Source organism: Candidatus Margulisiibacteriota bacterium (genome assembly GCA_028706105.1).
Lineage (GTDB): Bacteria > Margulisbacteria > Riflemargulisbacteria > GWF2-35-9 > DYQY01 > DYQY01.
Genome location: JAQWCF010000018.1, coordinates 7,609 through 28,273, shown reverse-complemented (window position 1 = coordinate 28,273; position 20,665 = coordinate 7,609). Strand labels below are relative to the sequence as shown.

12 protein-coding genes are annotated in these 20,665 nt (G+C 35.0%); 7 read left to right on the top strand and 5 right to left on the bottom strand.

The annotated features are described in order from the left end of the window. Positions 1-492, top strand: a 492-nt coding sequence (locus PHF25_03165) for an RluA family pseudouridine synthase (GenBank protein ID MDD4527020.1), incomplete at its 5' end; no start/stop codon positions are given. A 183-nt stretch (positions 493-675) separates the two neighbouring features. On the opposite strand, the gene PHF25_03160 is transcribed toward PHF25_03165, so the two are convergent. Then, positions 676-1,380, bottom strand: coding sequence for an SH3 domain-containing protein (locus PHF25_03160; protein MDD4527019.1), 705 nt, complete (start codon positions 1,378-1,380; stop codon positions 676-678). A 108-nt stretch (positions 1,381-1,488) separates the two neighbouring features. Between PHF25_03160 and PHF25_03155 the strand changes: the two genes are divergently transcribed. From PHF25_03155 to PHF25_03130, 6 genes are all read left to right on the top strand, one after another. Next, positions 1,489-2,169: a YggS family pyridoxal phosphate-dependent enzyme gene (locus tag PHF25_03155; protein ID MDD4527018.1), complete on the top strand. Its 681-nt coding sequence runs from the start codon at positions 1,489-1,491 to the stop codon at positions 2,167-2,169. After that, on the top strand, positions 2,162-2,611 hold the full coding sequence (locus PHF25_03150) for a cell division protein SepF (GenBank protein MDD4527017.1): 450 nt from the start codon (positions 2,162-2,164) through the stop codon (positions 2,609-2,611). Before PHF25_03155 ends, PHF25_03150 begins: the two co-directional genes overlap by 8 nt. A 36-nt stretch (positions 2,612-2,647) precedes the next feature. Beyond that, the gene (gene proC, locus PHF25_03145; GenBank protein MDD4527016.1) at positions 2,648-3,448 is read left to right on the top strand and encodes a pyrroline-5-carboxylate reductase; all 801 of its coding nucleotides are present in this window, start codon (positions 2,648-2,650) and stop codon (positions 3,446-3,448) included. 3 nt (positions 3,449-3,451) lie between these two features. Next, a complete protein-coding gene (locus PHF25_03140) occupies positions 3,452-3,709 on the top strand; it encodes a YggT family protein (protein ID MDD4527015.1) in 258 nt (85 codons plus the stop codon). Between the two features lie 256 nt (positions 3,710-3,965). Continuing rightward, the gene (locus PHF25_03135; protein ID MDD4527014.1) at positions 3,966-4,235 is read left to right on the top strand and encodes a DUF167 domain-containing protein; all 270 of its coding nucleotides are present in this window, start codon (positions 3,966-3,968) and stop codon (positions 4,233-4,235) included. A 33-nt stretch (positions 4,236-4,268) separates the two neighbouring features. Beyond that, positions 4,269-9,419 (top strand): hypothetical protein, encoded by a 5,151-nt coding sequence (locus PHF25_03130; GenBank protein ID MDD4527013.1) that lies wholly within the window; start codon positions 4,269-4,271, stop codon positions 9,417-9,419. Here the strand turns inward: PHF25_03130 and PHF25_03125 are convergent. The 4 genes from PHF25_03125 to PHF25_03110 are packed head-to-tail and all read right to left on the bottom strand — an operon-like array spanning position 9,416 to position 20,655. Next, on the bottom strand, positions 9,416-10,540 hold the full coding sequence (locus PHF25_03125) for a hypothetical protein (protein MDD4527012.1): 1,125 nt from the start codon (positions 10,538-10,540) through the stop codon (positions 9,416-9,418). The genes PHF25_03130 and PHF25_03125 overlap by 4 nt on opposite strands. Beyond that, complete coding sequence (locus PHF25_03120) at positions 10,509-11,273, bottom strand: TatD family hydrolase (protein ID MDD4527011.1); 765 nt, start codon at positions 11,271-11,273, stop codon at positions 10,509-10,511. Before PHF25_03120 ends, PHF25_03125 begins: the two co-directional genes overlap by 32 nt. Then, complete coding sequence (metG, locus tag PHF25_03115; protein ID MDD4527010.1) at positions 11,273-12,808, bottom strand: methionine--tRNA ligase; 1,536 nt, start codon at positions 12,806-12,808, stop codon at positions 11,273-11,275. Before metG ends, PHF25_03120 begins: the two co-directional genes overlap by 1 nt. Continuing rightward, positions 12,808-20,655 carry a hypothetical protein gene (locus PHF25_03110; GenBank protein MDD4527009.1) on the bottom strand — a complete coding sequence of 2,616 codons (7,848 nt, stop codon included), beginning with the start codon at positions 20,653-20,655 and terminating at the stop codon, positions 12,808-12,810. The genes metG and PHF25_03110 overlap by 1 nt, the downstream gene beginning before the upstream one ends. Positions 20,656-20,665 lie beyond the last annotated feature (10 nt).

The following is a 20,665-nucleotide window of genomic DNA, read 5'->3' as shown; positions in this document are numbered from 1 at the left end:
CCAGGGATTGTCCACAGATTAGACAAAGATACTTCTGGTCTGATGGTGGTTGCTAAAAGCAACGACGCTCATGAAAAAATGGCAAAACTTTTTGAAACTAGAAATATCGAAAAGAAATATCTAGCGCTCGTTCATGGATATCTTCCGCATGAACAAGACTCTATTGATGCTCTAATAGGAAGAGTGCCCAGCAATTATAAAAAAATGCAAGTGGATCATCTAAACGGAAAGCCATCACTAACCGACTATAAGGTGCTCAAAGAATCTAACGAAAAATCTCTTCTTGAATTAATTCTTCATACTGGCAGAACACACCAAATCAGGGTTCATCTAGCTCATTTAGGAAATCCTGTTGTGGGAGATTCCGTTTATGGTAAGGCTGGAAAAAGCAAAACCCAACTACTTCACTCCTATTCGCTTAAATTTAATCATCCAATTACTGGCAAAGAAATGTTCTTTCAAACGGAATTGCCTTCTTGGGGTAAATTCTAACACCCTTCCGTCTCAACTACGTTGAGCCACCTTCCCTTAAAAAGGGGAGAATTAAAGTCACACAATGAATTGAAGCACTCTTGCAATAGCTCCACTTAGCAAAACATGAGCTTAGTGGCTATCCTCGAAGTTGAAGACAAGAGTTTTTTGGTTACTTTTGATCAAGCAAAAGTAACAGTTAAGCTACCAGGTGGTTACTCTATTATTCTTAAAATTAACTGCCTGTCCACCATAAATCCACGTGTAGTATAACTTTCTGCCTGTTTTATCTTCATAAACATTATCAGGTTCACCCTTAATGGCTCTTACCATTGCTGGAGACATATCTCTCGACAACTCTCCATTTAAAACTCTTTGACGGGTACTATATGACCATCCATATCTATCGGATTCTTCAAGAGCAAGTTCTACCAAAAAATATGGTCTATTGATTTTAGTTGCATACGAAGCAGCAATGTAGGCAATCTGTGGCGCATAAACTCTCATCGTTTGCCAGCCCTTATCTTCTGTTTTTGTATTATCATATTTAAAATTTCTTTTAGTTGGCATAATTTGCGTCATCATTGAATTGCTATCTGTCTCTGTATAGATCTCCATCATTGTGGAAAAATTCAAAGGATTTATTGCCTGTGCTGTTGTTTTTTTATAATAAATGTCATATTTTTCAGGATCATAATACTCAATTTTATACCAAGATACATCGCCACTAGTTACTGTCTCTATATACTTAAAGGCCATATTTCGCTTAGCTATGATTGCGATTTCTGAGTCTAAGGATGGTAGGCTTCTAATGTTTAATTGAGAGGATGTTATGTACACAGAAGAGTCATAAAAAGGACTTGCAGCAAAGACAAAAGACATAGCAATAAATATAATTATTTTTTTCATCGTATTCATTTTACACACAAACTTTTTTTTATTAAAGCGTAAAGACCGTGCTTGGCTATTGAAACTGTTCTGTTTTTCCGTATAATATAAGCATTGCAGGGGGAATGCATGAACTTTTCAGAAAAAATTAAAAAAACTCGTCAACTTATTGAGGAGACGAAAACTGTTGACTCTGTTCGCCTAATTGGCGTTACTAAATACCTTGACCTACAAGGCACGGAAGATGCTATCCTTAGTGGGCTAACCAATATTGGCGAAAATCGACTACAAGTCGCAGAAGCCAAAATTCTGGACCTTAAACCAAAATATCCAAATGTATCTTGGCACTTTATTGGTAGACTGCAATCAAATAAAGCAAAAAAAATTATAACTTTATTCGACTATATCCATTCCATTGATTCCTCTGAGAAGCTACAACTAATCGACAATCTTTGCCTTCAAGAAAATAAAAGCATCAAAATATTAATTCAACTAGACATCTCTGGTGAAAAAACTAAACAAGGCATGGACGAAAAAGAATTGTTTGCCAGTCTTGATCAAATAAAAAGTTTACAAAAAGCACGATTTGTTGGACTAATGACAATGGCACCACTAACTAAAGATGAAACCATTCTACGAAATGTTTTCAAAAAAACAAAAGGAATTGGAGAGGAGCTGAGAAAAAAAGGAATCATTTGCCAAGAACTTTCTATGGGAATGAGCAACGATTACATAATAGCGCTTCAGGAAGGAGCGACTATGCTACGGCTAGGAACCGTACTATTTTTAAAGGAGGAAACAAATGAATAAAAAATCAAACACCAATTTTTTCGAACAATTTAAAGTATTTCTAGGCCTCGAAGACATGAAAGAAGTAAACAAAAAAACAAACGGAAGCTCTACAAAAAGTAATGGCGCAATCAATTTAGCGTATTTTAAGAAAGCATCTTCAGAGATTAAAATAATTTCACCTAAATCTTTTGCCGATGGTATTTATATTGTTGAGTTTATTAAACAAGATATCCCAGTAATTGTTAATTTACAGTATCTTAATAAAATGCAAGTAAGCAGATTTATGGATTTCATTTCTGGAACTATTTATTCGCTTAATGGAAATAGCATGAAACTCTCCGACACTCTTCTCATGATTTGTTCTGAAAGAACTGCTATAACAGAAGAAAACCTTAAAAGAACAAAATCGTCCAATAATGCTAATGAAGAAATTGTTATGAACATGATGAACGTTAATTAGTTGAATCTTTATCTGTGATAGTTTATAGTTAAAACCATGCAAAATTCAGTTTGTTTCTTTGGTGCAGGAAATATGGGAGAAGCCTTAATAAAAGGTTGCCTTTCTTCTGTCGGTCAAAATAAGATTGGCTTTGTTGAATCTAATGAACAAAAAGCTGAATACATACTTAAGAAATACGGAATTTCTAGAATTGTGTCTTTGGCTGACATCAACAACTATGAAACGCTTATCCTTGCCATCAAACCTCAAAGCATTCCTGCGGTAATAACCGAGCTAAGCTCTGCTCTCACCAAGGAGATACTTGTTGTCTCAATTGTTGCTGGAATAACCATCGGATACTATCAAAAACATTTTCCTCTAAATAAAATTATCCGTGTCATGCCCAACACTCCTTGTTTAATAAATAAGGGGATTAGCGTAATCAGCGCAAGCAACAAATGTTCCCAAAAAGATGCTTCGGTTGTTGAAAAAATATTCCTTACTACAGGAAAAGTTCTCTTCATGCCTGAAGATAAAATTAATGCTGTTACGGCACTCAGTGGAAGTGGTCCAGCATATTTCTACCACATAGCCGATGTTTACGCTACAGAGGCAGTTAACTTTGGCATAGCTTACAAAGACGCACTTCAGCTTATTACAAATACCATGCTTGGTGCTGCAGAAATGATGCTTCAGTCTAACAATTCCGTTGACCAACTAATTACTCAAGTGCGCTCACCTGGCGGAACAACAGAGGCAGCCCTCAAAAAGCTACAAATCAATGAATTAAATAATATTGTTCAAGCAAGTCTGTCAGCTGCAAATAATAGAGCCAACGAATTAAGTTTAAAGGAGTAAGCCATGATGAACGTTTTCCAATTAATTTCTTTTCTTTTTGAAGCATATAAAATCATTTTAGTTATCCGAATAGTGTTAACTTGGATGCCACATAACAGGAATCACTTCATCATTGAAAAAATATATAATCTTACAGACCCTTATTTAAATATATTTCGTTCGCTTAACATTAACTTCGGTGGGATTGATTTTTCACCAATAGTTGCTTTCTTTGTGCTTAGCTTTATTCAAAGATTATTGCTCCAAATATTAATTTTCTAATGTTGTATTTATCTATATTTTTTAAAACCATTTACTTGCTAATGCTAGTCAGAGCTTTAACAAACTATCTACGTTACTCTCAATACCAAGCGCCAAAAACTTTAAATTTTTTTCTTAAAACTTTTGAAGCTGTTACAGATTTGATTTGTAAGCCTTTTCAAAATATTTTTTACTTTAGTTACGATACCTCACCTCTTCTTGCCATTATCTTTATCCATTATTTGGGAGAACCTTTGACACAAATTATATTCAATCTATGCATGAAACTAACCTTTCTCATACAATAACGGCCTCCATAATAACAAAAGCGCAAAAGGAATCTATCACATTATTTGGTGATAATTATAAAATAAAAATTAATGAAACACCTGAGAAAGGAAAAGCTAATGAAAAAATCATTAAATTATTAGCTAAAAGATTGAAAATTTCTCAAAAAAACATAAGAATTATAAAAGGGGTATTTTCAAATAAGAAAACTATATTAATTTCTGAATTTACTGGTTCTCTTTCAGAGTTATTAGACTAATATTAATATAGCGACCGTAGTCATGAGGGGATTATGTTTCAAAGATATGTGGCCGTCCTATTATTTATCAGTTCTTGTTTGCTTTTTGGAGTGTCAGATTCGTTTGTAATCAGCCATAACGAAACTAGCTTGGATCTGCCTTCAGAAAACTCCCAAATAACAGCAGACAACAATGACGACCTTAGTGCAGAAGAACTCCAAAGCATTTTTTTACTAATCCCAACCTCTAATTTAAAAGAACTCTCCGTTTTAATCAACACCTCAACTAATCTCCTTGAAGAAACAACTGACAGATGGAATCTTCTCCAAAAAATTAACGCCTCCACCAATTCCATTGAAGAAGAAACAACAATGAACCTTTTTTTGCCTCCACCGCCTAAAATAATCTTTGCCAGTGAGTTTTCTAAACCACAAATACTTGGAGGAGTAAATCAAACGTTCATTATTACAGATAATCGATCCTATGTTGAGTCAAAACAAAAAAATATCACTCAAAACGAACTTGATGGTTGGGAAGATTTTTGTTGGGAAGAGTGGGAAGAAAAAAAAGATCCTCTAGCTAGTTTTTTAACGCCCCCATATGTTGATGGTTTTGGAGAAATTAAAGTTTATTCTCTACAAGTCAATGCTGACAATCAAAGCCGTGCTTATGCCTTAAACGATGAAGTTTATAAATATTTAACTAAAAAAGTAAAAGAAATAGACTTTCAGATAGATTACAGATTTAACTTGCTCATCCAAGCCAAAATTAGTGATGAGGCTGAGGTTTATTACAATGTATCTCAAGAGCCTGATTTGCCCCAAAAAACAGACGTTTCACTAAAAGTTAGGCAAACCTGGGTAAAGTTTGGATACTCAGAAAAAAGGTTTAAGCTGGGATCTTTTACTGATGTTAGTAAAAAAATAGATGGAGTTTCTGTTGAAGGTACAGAAGGACCCTTTTCGTACAATTTTGCCTTTGGTTCAGAAAAAAGTAAAGAAGACAGCTTTACCGTAAAAGGAAACGGAGGAGATGAGTATGAATTGCGCAATAAACCAGTCTTGGAAAAATCAGTCCAGGTTTGGGTTAATGACCGCCCACAAACGCTTAACAAAGACTATACTGTGAATTATTTTGAAGGAAAGGTCATCTTTTCCACCCTTAAAACATCTGGAGAAACACTCAGATTCTCTTATCAATATACAAACCCTATTGAAGAGTTTATACCAATTGCTAGTAACGTAAACTTAATAGGATTTAATGCTAAATATGATAACAAACACAAACAAACAGTAGAAAAAAAATTATCTAAAATTTGTGAAATTATCGCCGAGCTACCAAAAAATGGAGAAATCTCTCTAAAATTACAGCCTATTGAACTAAACTCAGAACAAATTATTGTAGATAATGTTGAACTGAAAAGAAACACTGACTACTATATTCAATATTCTTCTGGTGTTGTAGTTTTTCAAAACAAAAACTTAACCAATATAAGTATTTCTTACTTGTCTCCTGAAACTAATAGCCATGAAGAAAAAATTAAAGGAAATGGAGAACGAATAGCCTTCTATCTTAAAAACACACCTATTTTAAATAACAGCGAGATTATTTCTCTTCAAGGCAATATTTTAGAAAAAAATAAAGACTACAAAATAGAAAACGACAAAGGAATGCTTGTTCTAAAATATCCAGTAGCTGCCAACGAAACCTTGTCTATTTCCTATAGACAACTTCTATTTGAAACAAAAACATTCAGTAGAGAAAGAGACAATGATTATGATGTAAGCTTTACTTATGTAAGGCAATTTGCTAAATCGCAAGAAGATGTTAATACTAAGTTGACTTCAGAAAAAATTATCTCAACAACCAACTTCACCTCTTCAGTTTCCGTAAATTTAACTAACTGGCCAATCCTCGACGGTTCTGTTTCCTTACTTCTTAATGATGTAACAATCACCGCTAATTTAGAAGGTACAGATTTATACGCCGGACACCTAGTTATTAATTCCCCTGCCTTAAACGGAGTCTCTGGCACAATCCAAATTAATTACTCTTACTATAAAGAATTTGGTCCTCAACAATGGAACTTTTCTGGTTCTAATAAAGATATTGAAAATTTTTATTTTCACAATAATCAACTTTCGCATAGGGTAAAATCCAGTCTTCCCCATCCAATAAAATATGACCCAAACAATCAATATGTCAAAGTTGAATACAAACAAGACTCTAATATTTTTAAAACGCTGAAGCCAGGGCTTGATTACGATATTATCTTTAACGTTGACGCAGTTAAAGAAGGTCAAATATATTTAATTCTTTACCATGAACATGGCGTCACTGTAGACAGTAGCGCTGAAAAGGTTAACTATGGCTTACCGTCTAGCTTAGGAAACAATGACCTCTTTAAAATTACCTACTATTACACCAACTCTAATATTCCCGACGCTGGAGAAATTATTAATGAACAGTTTGCTGTAGTCTATAACCAACAAATTAACCCCGCCTTTGGCTACTCTGTTGAGGTTGCTCGTTCTCACAAAGAATACTCAAAAACAACAAGAGTAACAACAGATACTATAGTAGGAACAGGTGAGTATAACAAAACCTATCCTCTCTCTGCTCCTAACATTGTAGAAAACTCTGAAGTTGTCTATTTAAATGAAAACATCGCGATTAGAGATATGAATTACTACATTAACTACAATACTGGTCAAATCACTTTCATTAATCTTAATCCTGGAAAAAACGACACCATCCGAGTTGAATACAGCTATTACACAAAAGAATCCGGCGGAGAAATTACAAAATATGAAGAAAGCGGGAACGCCATAGGAATAAAAACTAACTTAAAAGGCGACATTCATGAAACTAATGCTCAGCTAATTTTTGTCGATGATACTTTTTCTCCTGTAGGTACCTCACAATATAAAAAGGGATCCAATATCTTTATCTTAGGTTCAAAAATAAATCCCTCCAAAGAACTAAACATTAATACCGAGCTTTTCACCAATCGTCTAAAATCAGCCTACACCTCAGCCAAAACTGGTCTTAACCTTGGTTATAGTGAGAACAAATATAAAGTAGGCGCTTCTTATTCGCCACTAAACATCTTAAACGTAAGAGGTGAAGTTGACATTCAAAACTACTCTACAGAAATCAATGCTGACAACGGACTAAGACCAATTGATAAATCACTAAACAACTACCTTTTTGCCTTGTCCTCTGGTCCTCCTGGTTTCAAAACCTCTCTTCTCTTAAACAATTTTAATAATAATGATAAGTCAAACAGAGTGGCTGGACTTGAAACTTTAGGTAAAACCCTAGAACTCAATAATGATTTAGTCCTTTTTTCCAATGATTTTCGGCTTATTTCTAGTTTCAAAGAAACTACCGAACTGCAAACTTCTGGCAACGAAGATATTAGCGACTTAAATAACAGGAAGTATGGCTTTGATGTAGCCGTTCGTCCAATACCTTTTCTACGCTTAAACGGAAACTACTCTCAAGAAAATTTGGATAAAAATAATTATCAAAGCACAACTCTTAGCGCTACAAAAGAACAAGCCAAAAACTATGGAACAAATGTTTCTTTTACTCCCCCTATTGGTCTACCCATCTTACAAAAACCTGACTATGGATTTGCTTTTGCTAACACAGAAAAAAGATCACTTCTTTCTTCATATAAGCCTGACGCCAGCCAAACTATAGGCAACAGGCTTTCCTTTGGAGTACTCGACATTACTTCTATTTCCTTACGTAACTCTCTTGCAAATACGTTACAAAGTGATGACAAAATCAAAAGAAATGCCTATCTAGGAGAATACACCGTGAATGGATTCAGTATTTTGAAAGATTATTTCCCTCTTACCTTAAAACCATTTTCACGCAAGTTTACAAACTCTTATGCTATTGATGAAATAGGAAATTCTACCACTATCAGTAACAAAGGCACAAACTCTGGAGAATCAATGAAATATGGAGCAAGCTGGTCGCCCTTCAAAGAATACAATGGCGGATTTGACTATACAATCAATGAAACACGTGCTTTATCAACTGAAAACAAAATAGCTGAAATTATCCATTCTACTCAGACAAAACCAGACAGTTCGTTAACACTAGTTAATAATTTTCAAATATCAGATATTTTTAAAACAAATCATTCCTTCACAAATAATGAAAATAAAGAACAAAAGCTTACCTACTATTTAACTAACCCCACTCTAAGCATAAAAAATATAATTACCTATAACAACACTAGTCATTTAGTTTCTAATAAATTTAAAAACGTTTTTTTAGAAAAAGTTCATCCTGTCTATTTAAATAATAACTACATTAATGATGATTATCTAGATTCATCAAAAGGAATTAAAGTAAGAGAACAAGAAGACTATGAAATCTACTCTGATTTCAAGCTCCTAGAGAAGCTAACCCTGAAACCCAAGCTGAACCTTTTTAAAACTGATCAATTCACAACAATTTCGGACAACTACTCTCTCTCCAGTGTGCGGTCACTTTATGATCAACGAATCTTTAACAATAAACTACAATCCACTTTAGGTGCAGCTTATCCTTTTATTGAAAAAACCAACCTTCTGGCAAACATAGGCTATGACAACATAAAAGAAAACGTATATACAAAATCTTTCAGCGGAGTCTCTGAAGACCCGAAAGAATTCGACATTTACAGTATAGGTGTCGGTGTTGACACAACAATTGTTGACGGACTATTCCTCAAGGGAACTTATACTCTAAAAAACAGCCAAGACAAAAAAGCAACTCAACGTATCTTTAATGGAAGCCAGACGGTTCTAATATCAGGCACATACAAACCAGCAACCATCATAGCCCTACCTGCTGTTGAAACTGTTGGGGATGTTTTGATGGTTATTTTAAATAAATCAACCGTTGGGTTTTCTTTAGAGTATAACAAAGGGACCGGTATCAACTCATATACGGTGGAAGAAACCGAGTCCTTAATAGGAAAAACCGTAGCAACAAAAATAGAAGAAATTGATAACTTAAGAATTAAGGGTTCTTTTGAATCACAGGTAGAGGTACCCTTAACGGAACAAAGTGGCGGAATGATAGAAAAATTTGTCTTCTCTTCTGAAGCACATATGGTGATAAAAAATGACTATGCTAACGCCACTGGTATTAGTTATTCTATTCTTGGGATTATCTTCAGCGGGAAACTAATCTTCTAAATTATCTCGCTAATCTGGCTTAAAGGAATTAACATTACATAACCAAGCACAAAAATTAGCATCGCTATAAAAAATATGGCAACTCCACTTACTAAGCTAGCAACCACTCCCTGCATTTCATCTGTTTTCTCTGTAGCTTCTTGAATAAAATTATTAAATAGTAATTTCTTTCGTTCACTATCAATCATTAAAGATGTAAGCACTCTTTGTTTTTTTTCTATAAAAGGTATTTCAATAGCTTTATCAAAAGACAGCCCCCGCTGCAGTCTGGATAGAATTGTAGAGAGCGCATATCCGGTCATACCCTTCTTGTCCCTACTCAAATAGTCTGTAAGTATCTCTTCTAGTGGGACGCCAGTGTCAACAGAAATAAAACAAAGTTGCCAGAAAAATTGTTGAAACTTGGCACGAAAAAAATAATTTATAAATGGAATTGTCGCCTTAATCCGTGAGGGTATAGTTCTGTAAGTTAAATAAAGAAATAGAAAAATAAGAATCCCAACCAAGGCTACTTTCCACAAATGCTCTTTGCTAAGTAGCTTCAGCATCAACGGAATTTCATTGCCACTATCTTGAAAGAAAAACATAAAGTTAGGGATAATACTATATGAGACAAAAAATATCATGCTAATCCCAGCACACAACAGCAATACAGGATACAGCGCTTTCTTTGCTACGGTTTTTTGCTTTTTTTGTTTTGCTTTCAAAAGGTTCACAATGTCTTGAAAAGTTTTTTTATTCCAGCCTGTTATCCTAGAAATAATAAAAAACGAATTAATTTCTTCACTAAACAAATTGTATTCCTGCAAAATTAAACTAAAATCCTTACCTCTTCTTAAATCAGCAAGAATAAATTTACAAACTCTCTTGATTTTCTTCTCAGCAAACTGTTGATATTTTAACAACAAACTATAAACATTTTCTCCCTCTGTATAATAGAGTGACAAAAATTCAAACAATTCTACTTGCCTAGATAGGGGCAATCTCTCCTTCATCTTTGCTACAATAAAATTTCTTTTTTTTATTTTTTGCAATTGCTTTTGAGAAACGAGATTAACAAATAATCCTTTTTTCGATAGATAAATAACTTTATACAGCATCCCAAAAAAACCTTTCCGCATTTTTTGTTGTAATATTACTTATTTCATCATAACTCAAACCAAGCGTTTCAGCCAAAACCTCAGCTGTTGTTTTTAAATATTCTGGCAAGTTAATCCCGCCACGATATGGAACAGGAGCCAAATAAGGACCGTCCGACTCAACCATAATCCTATCCAGTGGCACCTCTTTTACGATATCTCTTACATTTTGCGCTCCTTTAAAGCTCACCATGCCATTGAAAGAAAAAAAAGCTCCTGCGTCCAAATAATCGCCCAACAAAGAAATGTCGCCTGTATACGAATGACAATGGTACTTCCCGGGTATTTCTTTTATTATTTCTAAAACTTCTTTCTCTGCCCCTCTTGTGTGTAACACAATAGGCTTGGCATGGTTCGCCAAATCAATCATTTGTAAAAATACTTTTTTTTGTGTATCTACTTTGCTAAATTCATAATAAAAGTCTAGCCCAACCTCACCAATACCAACACACTTTGGATGCGTTAAAAGTCTTTTTATTTCAATAATGTCTTGGTTGTTAAATTTATCTGCTTCATGTGGGTGAACCCCAGCGCAAAAAAATACATTGTCGTTGCAATCAGCCAATTCTGCGGCTGCAATACTATCTACTAAGTCGACCCCTAAAGTTATAACTTTTTGAACCCCTACTAGTTTAGCTTTTGCTAATAACTTCTCAGGGCTTAACTCACTATACCTACTGTCAGTAAGGTGAATATGTGTATCGATTAAAGACATTATTTTCTTGGGAAAACCGGTTCTGGCTTATTTAACATTCTGCCTTCTACGAAAAATCCCCACACAAAGGGTGCTTGTTTCTTTTCCGCTTCATTAATGTTTAGTTGTGAATAAAAAGAGTTTGTAACGATAGGCATAAAGGGACTAAGCCAGGCAGTTACTATTCTTATTGTTTCTATAAGGTGAACCATAACAGTGGCTAATTTATCCATGTTACCTTCTTTTTGTAGTTTCCATGGGGCAGTTTCCTCAATAAATTTGTTGGCTTTTCTAATCACAGTAAAAATTTCTTCCAGTGCAACAGATAACTTAAAAGCATCTATAAAAACTGGAATGCTTTGTTCCAGTTTCAATGTGGCTTTCTTCAGCGATAATTCTGCTTCCGACAACAAATCATCTTTAGCTTCTGGAACTTTCAAATCAAAATATTTTTGCATCATATTTAATGTTCTGTTAAGCAAGTTACCATAATCATTAGCAAGATCACTATTAAATCGTTGCTTCATGGTTTCTTCGCTATAAGAGCCATCTAGTCCAAACACCATTTCTCGCGCCAAATAATACCTAAAAGGATCAACACCGTATTCGTTCATAATAACAAAAGGGTCTAAGACATTACCTTTTGATTTGGACATCTTTTCTCCACCTTGATAAATAAACCCATGACCAAAAACATGCTTAGGAACTTCAACGTCCATTGCCATTAACATTGCGGGCCAAATAACAGCATGAAACTTAAGAATGTCTTTACCAATCAAATGAACATGGGCTGGCCAATATCTTTGAAAAAAAGCATCATCTTTTTGATACTTAATACCCGTTAAATAATTCAAAAGTGCATCAAACCAAACATAAACATAGTGCTTTTTTTCAGTAGCTTCCAGTTGTGGAAACTCAATACCCCAGTTAATTGTAGTCCGGCTAATGCATAAGTCATTAAGGCCACTTTCCACAAAACTAATAACTTCATTTTTCCTGCTCTCAGGTAAAACAAAGTCAGGAACATTCTTAATATGTTCTAAAATCCTTTGCCCAAAAGCAGAAAGTTTAAAAAAATAAGCCTCTTCTTGTAAGGTTATTACTTCTCTGCCGCAATCAGGGCACTTGCCTTCTGCTAATTGTGTTTCAGTAAAATATGCTTCGCAGGGTCTACAATACAAACCTTCATAGGAACCTAAATAAATATATCCATTTTTATAAACTTGTTTAAGTACATCCTTAACTATCTCTTGATGTTCACTATCTGTTGTTCTAATAAAATGGTCATTAGAAATATTTAATTTTTCCCATAACTCTTGAAAGCGAAGAACTACACTGTCTACCAACTCTTTAGGAGTCACCCCTTTTGCTTCTGCTGCTTTTTCTATCTTTTGACCATGCTCATCTGTTCCTGTTAAGAAAAAAACATCTCTGCCCCTCAGTCTGTAAAACCTAGCCAAAATGTCTGCTATGATTGTTGTATAACAATGACCAATGTGAGGGATATCATTAACGTAATAAATGGGCGTTGTAATATAAACCGAATCTTGCTCCACTAATGGACAACTCCTATCATCCTAACCACTTTTGTTGGCTTACCACCAGAGGCATAAGGTGCAGCCTCTATAATTGCAAAGTATCCACCTTTTGAAACAAATTGTCCAGACGCATTCCTGCCATCCCAGTCCACATAACAAAACCACCCTGAGCTTGACAAAACACCTTCTTTTGTTATTTCTTTACTGTCAAATCTTCTTACAAAATGACCTAAAGAATCATAAATCACTACACTTGCATCTATGTCCTGGTTTAATGAAAAAACTATTCTTGTTGTCTGATATGCTGAATAAAATGGATTGGGATAATTAGAAACATTAAAAATAATTTCAGCTGTATTTGTTGTCATTATTCTTTCCCCAGAGTCAAGATATAAACTTTGTAAACCAGCTGCGTTCACTGCTTTTATTCTATACTGATAAGGTGTATCAACTTTTATGTTATTATTACTCCACTCTCTACTTTCTGCGTTTTTAGTAGCCACTGGCACCCAATTTAATGATTGCCCTGAAAGCATCTCCACCACATAATATTGAATTTTTGATTCCACCTCAACAAACGGAGACCAAACAATATCATGTCGTTCATCTTCCCACCGTGCTAAAACAGAAAGTTTGTTATTATTTCCTACCCACGGAGGAGTAAAATCTGTTTTAAAAACAAAATTTCCAGTAATTGACAAGAGTTCATTCGCTCTGGATTGAACATAAATATTATAAGTTGTTTTATCAGTTAAAAAATAGCTTGAATTTGTAATAATAATATTAATCGATGCTAGTTGAATATTCTTACTATTTTCAACATTATTAACTAATATTATTCCATTATAAATATTGTCCTTATTTGACGTTGTTCCTATCTGAACCTGTAATGCGTTAATTCCTTTTTTAGTAGCATCTACAGACGTTGAATAAAAGAATTTAATATTACGATGACTAGAATTATATGCCTTACCCGTAATTACCGGTTTGGTTGGTCTTTCCTTTTCAACTATCTGTATCTTATTTGTTGTTACAACTTGTTCATTAACTATTCTGGCATAGGTTTTTATTGCACCATCATCTTGAAAACTAATATTACCAGAACCTGTTTCTGGATTAATAAAATTTATTTGAAAAACACCCTCGCCCACATTGCTCTCAGTTCTTGGAGTCAGAACTAACGCATAATAATTTTCAGTTACTAATGCCTGAGGATTCATTTCCGGTGTATTGCCACTCTGTGTTAACTTTATTCTTATTCTTTCCCCATCATTCCAATTGTCTATTAGCTCTGTAGACACTTTATCTTTATAAGAAAAATCATCATCTGTTTGCCAATCTGCATATTTGTACAATGCTACATCAACATCATCATTTAAACGAATGCTTCCTCCTTCTTCCCTGAAAATATCTATATAATTAATCATTGGATAAGATCCCTCTGACTTATAATCTACATTGATTTTAAATTTAAGCATGTTGATAGATTCTTTTTGATAAACATATTGTTCAGTATTCTTGTAAGGTTTTATGTTTAACTGTGAAATATAGTAATCAGTATTAAATGTTATTGTTTTTGCTGGAAATTTATCTGAACCTCTCATGAAGTCATTACCCTTAAACTCAAAAGAATTTGCAGAAACAAACTCTAAGGAAAACTGACTATCCTTAGCTAAAGTCCTGCTTGTTGTAACCACAACAAAAAAAGTAGAGCCACCCCCACTAATATTTATTGGGTACGGAAATACGATATTAATTGTGTTTTGTTGTGCTGTCCAAAATCTATCTTCCCCAGAACTTACCAACAAATCTTTATCGTCATATATATTATTACCATCCTTATCATTATAAATTGCTACGCTTGTTATTTTGGTTGGGTCTAGTCCATTATAGTTTAATTTCATTGTCACGGCTGTCCATAGAGCACCATAATTTTCTCCTTTTCTTTGTGAGCCCGCAAGTGATTCCGGCAAAGACCATAGGTCAAACATCTTAACTGGCACTCCTCTGCCTGCATGAATTTCACTGGTAACAGCTCCTGCTTCTCGTTCTTCATTAGATTCATATATAATATTCAATTGAGTCTTAGTAATATTAAATGTTGCAACTATTCCACTCTCATCTTGATTATTAGGAGGAATTACAGATTCATAAAAGTCTACATCAAAAGCATTAATCGTGGTAAAGCCAAACCCAATATCGGACTTATCTACCTCTGCTGCATCATAAACGTCTACTATAATAAAAATTGTTGATGTTGTCTGATAATCAACTATCTGCTCAGACAATGCTTCAAATGGAATTTTCATGGTTGCACCTGAGCCTTGGTAAATCCTACTGCCTAACAGAATATCCTCGCCGTCAAAAAGACCATCCTTGTTTTTATCTAAATATGCGTGAAATTTTTCTATTTTATTTTCTCCCATATTAGAAAATTGTAAATTCACCCCTGAAACATGAACATTTCTAGAAACCGCCTTCATTTCTGCATAAATAATTGGTATTGTTTTGTTACCCCTCTCTAACAAATTAAAACTGTATTCTGTCATTGGCACCTTTCTGGCTCTCGCAAAATAATCACCATAACTTAATACCTTTAATTGCCTAGAAAAGGGGGCTCTATCCAGCAATGCATTCCCAGCAAAATCCTCTACATTAATGCTAATATGGTTATTGAGTAAGGTTATTCTATTATCTAATCCCTCTGTTATTTGTATCGTGGCAACATATATATATTCATTACCTACTTTTTCGTTAAAGCTTATCACGGAAGTTTGAAGTGAAAGACCATCTTTATCTTCAATTCCAATCTTGTTTTTTTGTTTTAAATCTAATAACTCATTAAAACACATAGTTATTGTTAGCTGATTACCAGCGCTTTCTACTGGCTGTACAAAAATTTCATAGGTAGGGGCTAAGGAGTCATAAGTAATATTCCATATAGTAGGCTCCTGGCAACTTAACTCATTCCTATCGGCTACCCACGCTCTAAGAATTTTTTTTCCTTGGCTTGTGTCAGTAAATACATATAATCCATCAAAACTAACACGCTTCACACCTTCTTCTACTGTCCATTTCTTGTAATGACGAGGATAAGGGCGCCATTCATAGTTATCATTTATCGCATACAATTGGTATAACTCAGCATCACTAGCTGCATTCATGCTTATCACATAGTTCACTGTTAATCTATTGGTATAATGTGTTCTTCCATCCCATGATTTAACATAAAACAATGGAGGAGGAGGAATGGTAGCATCAATTATAAAATGAGCTCCCATTACTATTATATCTGTTGTATTTCTTGCTTCGTCTGTTACTCTGACTTCAAAATATGCATCATATGTTATAGACGCTTTCCCTACTAATAGCTTAACAAGATCGAAATCTGCCCACCATTTTGCCATATAATCTGGACTTGCCAAAATAGTTGCATCCAGCTCCTCTGTTTTAGGGAGATAAGGACTTAAAACACTTATTGTAACTAACTCTACTTTTTCACTATCAGAATATATCTTCAATGTCCAACTTGGAGTCACCAGCGCTCGCTCATAATATCTGTTGCCACCAACAAACTCTATGTTATGTGTTATATCCAGCTGAGCAGTATAAAATGTTTTCGATAAATGAGGAACCTCCTCGTATTCTTGATTAGATTTATCTGGTTTTATATTAAGCTCTGGCGCAATTTGATCGAAGTTAATAGTACAAATGACAGATTGGCTAGTTATCATTTCATTCTCATCTCTAACCCACAGATGCATTGTTCTAAGTCCATTTTTATTAAAATATGTTTCGTTACTTTTAAGCTCATATCGTGTCGAATATTTAATGCTACCCTCTGGATCTGAGCTGTCCTCTTGTACAATTCCCTCTGCAAATAAAGAAGTCCAAGACTGTTCCTCCGCAGCTCTATCTCCTGAGGCAGCATCTGGTCCTTCTAAAATTATATATTTCTTAATGCCTGTACCAACAACAAAAGAAACGCTAACAAAAATCTCGTTTGTTAAGTCATCTCTACCCGTTACAATGTCTTTTGCTTTAAAGTTTACTGGCAACGGAACCTGTTCTGGTGCCAACTTAATAAATCTAATAGAACCATTAACTGTTGTCGCAATATTTCCTGCGTTATCTATCAAAAAAACTTTAAACAAATGTTCTCCATAATTGTCTACCTCCTCTACATTTAACGTACACCCCCATGTATCACCAGCCCCGTATACATTATTAAGTGTAATTAATTCTGACGAACCAGCCGTTGAGGTATAGCAAACAAAAGGTGTAACTACGATTGGCTCAGAAAGACTCAATGTTATGCTTAAAACATCTGCACTGCTTACAAAAGGAATTACCGCTGTTCCTGGATGTGCCCTTAATTTTATAGTAACCATTGGAGGAATAATGTCTACCTTAATTCCCGCTGTGGCTTCTGTACTGTTTCCTGCTTTGTCCCAACCTTTAATAAATAAATTGATTGTTGTGTTTTCATTCGCTGAAACTACTATATTAGTAGAGTAGTCTTTAATGTTACCTGTCACACCATACTCAGTTTGTCCACTGGATGCCTTGACTCTGTAGCTTTGGGTAGAGAAACCTCCTGCGTCAAATGGGTTCCAGGTTAAAGTAATATTTTCTGTATTAAACCAGCCATCTAAAGGAAAGGTCCTATTATAACTCACCTCAAATAAGTTATAAATACTTCCAATTAAAGGTATTTGTGGTGAAACAAATAATTGTATAGTTGGATCGGTAGTATCTACTTTCAATGCTACCGATTTAGTGGCAAGGTTTCCTGCTCTATCCCTAATTTGAATATAGACATTCTGAGTTATATCATTATTGGGACTAACGTAAATATTAGTATAGCTACGTTTATTCTGAAATACACTCCAAGTTGGCGTTCCATCTGATTTTATTCTATATGGTTTTTCCGCTAAAAGTCCCGCGCCATCGCTAGCATTGTCCCAGCTAATATTTATTAATGGATTTGCATGCCAACCTTCCAGTGGCCAGATACCATTGCTGCCTGGATCTGCGTCTGCTGCAATAATTACATCAAAAACTGTTGAAGGTGCATCCGTGTCCACAAACACATTAGCACTACTTTGGATTACATTTCCTGCTCTATCGGCAATAGCTCCAATAATGTTGCGCTGTAACGCCCCTGCGTTTGCAATCTGCATAGTTGCATTCATCGAATTAGTTTGGCCGTCATTAATAAAATATTTATCTGTTTCTCCCTTTAAAAAATAACCATCTGGTCTGATACCAAAATCATCTGTTATAGATACGCCTGAAGCTACCTGAAATTTAAAAGAAACTGTGCTTTTATTATACCAACCAGCATCTGGAGTCACGAATGCTTCTATAGGATTACAACTAATTAATTGTAAAGTAAATGCTCCACCAGGTTTAACAGTATCAACGGTAACCGTAAAGCTACTTGTTAAAATGTTTCCCGCCTTATCCATATATCTTGTTTCCACGATATTGCAAGTGTTTTCGCTTACAAGAAAATTAGTTATATATAAATTGGAGGTTGCCATCCCCCAACCATTATTGTTAACCCTAAACTGAAAAGGTCGATTCTTGGCAGTTGGGTCTGCTTGGCTAAACATAATCATAAAGTTTATGGAAGGATTATCATAATACCCGCTTTCTGGGTCAAGCCCATCCTTATTTGAATCTTCATCATCAGCTAGAATTACTTGAAAGTCATTAGGCGTTACTATGTCAGAATAAATGTAATCAATAATTTCTGAGTAATTACCCGCTTTATCTACTAAAAATGCATTAATCCTGATTGCAGTACCGTCGTTTGCTATAACGCTAACATTGTTAAAGCTAATAATTTGAACTCCCTCGGTTATTAACGCTGCTAACGGAGAGGAGTTCCCCTCTACATAAAGCAACACTTTATGTAGCTCACCATTTTCAACCACTGAATTCCAGGTTACAACAAGGTTTAACGTTGTCTGATTGTACCACTTGTACTCTGGTGTAACCCCATCTGGCTTAGTCGCACAAGGATCAAAAGAAATTCTAAAATTTGTCAGAAGTGGGGGTGTAATGTCAACAAAAACTTGTGCCGTAGCAGTTCCTATGTTTCCTGCTTTATCAGCTGCTCTCAACATAAAAGTATTGCTTGTGATAGTTCTATCTATCGTTACTATTTCTTCATAAGCTAAACTCTTCCAGTTGCTTGTTGTAAAATTAGCATTGCCAGTTAAATAGCGATATTGATAAGGAAGCGTTCTCAACCACTCAGACTCAGAATTGTTAATCCCAACCCTCCACTTAACATTCACATCATTATACCAACCGGCTTGAGGAAAAATGTTCACATAACTATCTTCCTTACCTGTTACGTCTTCTGCTAACTGCAAGTTAACAGAAGGAACTGTGGTGTCAACTTTAACCGTTGTGTAAGCTGACTTAATATTTCCTGCTTTATCAATTGCCCTCACCCATATTCTGCTTCCCACATCTCCTTTGGCGTCAACCGTAACCCAAGCTTCTGTTGCTGATTGCGAAACGCTTTCAACAACTACTTCTCCAGATAAAGCAGACCAAGTACTCCATCCTTCACTCTTAAACTGGTATCGCAAAATTTCTTCACCATTCGAAGTAGTCCAATTAAAACTTACTGTCTGATCGTTATACCAACCAACGTCCGGTGTTAGCTGAAAAGGCTCATTATTAAGATCTGGTAAAATTTTTACTTCAAAGTTATTTGGTGGGGTAATATCAATAGTAACCTTTACGCTTTGAGTCACGTAGTTATATACATTATCAAAGATATAAACCGTTAATTCTCTTTGCCCTTGTAAGTCAACACCATTATAACTAAAAGTCACAATAAACTCTTCCGTTCTAGCCGCAAAAAACCCTTTTGTTAAATCACCAGGACTAACAACCCAAATGTTACCACTGATCCCGCTTTGTGCATCTGTACCAGAAATTCCATTCTCTAATATAAAGCTTACTGTTGTACGATTAAAATAACCCGGAACAGGAACTATTGTAGTTTCCCCATCATCCCATGGTGTTGCTGGAATAAAAGCTAATTGTCCCACAGGAACAGGTGGAGTAGAATCTATGGCAATCGGAAAAGAGGACTTGTTTGTCTCATCACTAAATAATGTCTCGCCATCTATATCTACAGAAATCACCAAGAAAGACATGTCTTCTGTTGGTAACGTAAAACGATTAAAAGTAAAACTCCCATCATTGCCAACACTTGTTTGTCCACTACTAAGATTGCTAGAAATAAACAATTCTATATTCAATGGAACATTTAACGTAGGGAAAACATCAGCATCATAACGGCAATGTATCGTCCCCGTAATGCTCAACCCAGCATCTATGTAGCTTGTGTTACTAAGTCCTGATTTAAAATAATCACTACCACTTGTTTTTTCCCTGTATTTAGAATTTGCATTAATAGTAAGTGTTCCGACCTGATATTCTTTATTAAATTTTACTGTTTTTGCCTCAACGCCACCATCATTATTCACCTCAACCGTAATTGTATATTCCGCACCCTGCACAAAGCTCCTGTCAGCCCTTGGAACAAATCTAACCTGCCAGTTGCTATCATTATGCGTCACATTTGCTGTAAGAAGTTGATCTCTTCCCTTAACAAAACCCCACTGCAGATCAGACCCTGACTTGTCTGCAGTAATGGTTATCAACTCTCCGATATTTACAGTTAATTGATCAAAAACACTTCCTACATCAATATACATATCCTGATATGCGTGAATATATTCACTACCTACTTTATTATTTGCCTTCAGCGTAAAATCAGCTGAAAAGACTGTAGCACCAAATATAAACAGAAATAATAATAATATTTTTTTCATGCTTCCCCCA

Excerpts from the sequence above, each read along its gene's own strand:
- PHF25_03160 (MDD4527019.1), bottom strand. The coding sequence starts at position 1,380 with ATGAAAAAAATAATTATATTTATTGCTATGTCTTTTGTCTTTGCTGCA.
- PHF25_03155 (MDD4527018.1), top strand. The coding sequence starts at position 1,489 with ATGAACTTTTCAGAAAAAATTAAAAAAACTCGTCAACTTATTGAGGAG.
- PHF25_03150 (MDD4527017.1), top strand. The coding sequence starts at position 2,162 with ATGAATAAAAAATCAAACACCAATTTTTTCGAACAATTTAAAGTATTT.
- proC (MDD4527016.1), top strand. The coding sequence starts at position 2,648 with ATGCAAAATTCAGTTTGTTTCTTTGGTGCAGGAAATATGGGAGAAGCC.
- PHF25_03140 (MDD4527015.1), top strand. The coding sequence starts at position 3,452 with ATGATGAACGTTTTCCAATTAATTTCTTTTCTTTTTGAAGCATATAAA.
- PHF25_03135 (MDD4527014.1), top strand. The coding sequence starts at position 3,966 with ATGCATGAAACTAACCTTTCTCATACAATAACGGCCTCCATAATAACA.
- PHF25_03130 (MDD4527013.1), top strand. The coding sequence starts at position 4,269 with ATGTTTCAAAGATATGTGGCCGTCCTATTATTTATCAGTTCTTGTTTG.
- PHF25_03125 (MDD4527012.1), bottom strand. The coding sequence starts at position 10,540 with ATGCGGAAAGGTTTTTTTGGGATGCTGTATAAAGTTATTTATCTATCG.
- PHF25_03120 (MDD4527011.1), bottom strand. The coding sequence starts at position 11,273 with ATGTCTTTAATCGATACACATATTCACCTTACTGACAGTAGGTATAGT.
- PHF25_03110 (MDD4527009.1), bottom strand. The coding sequence starts at position 20,655 with ATGAAAAAAATATTATTATTATTTCTGTTTATATTTGGTGCTACAGTC.